Genomic DNA, 298 nt, shown 5'->3' with positions numbered 1-298 from the left:
GATCCGTATATGTCCGCTTTATATTTGAATGCCCGTTGCTCTGGATTGGCTTTATAGCTCTTCTTGAATCTTGGCCGCACCATCTTCTATCAGCTCCCCGTTTTACTCGTTTTAATAGGCTCCTTCTCCTTTAAGACAACAACAAACTAAGCCCTCGGTATCCTATTTTCAAAAAAAGGATCCGGAGCAGTGCCAGTATTCGGTTGTGTATGTAAACGGCCAAAGCCGCTGACAACTAAAAAAGCCCTGCATTTCCGTAGAAAATCCGGAAAGCAGGGCGCTCGTTCACATTTTATAC

Origin of the sequence: Massilia sp. Root335, from assembly GCF_001425685.1 — a bacterium.
GTDB classification, from domain to species: domain Bacteria; phylum Pseudomonadota; class Gammaproteobacteria; order Burkholderiales; family Burkholderiaceae_D; genus Telluria; species Telluria luteola.
This window is presented reverse-complemented; position numbering follows the sequence as displayed.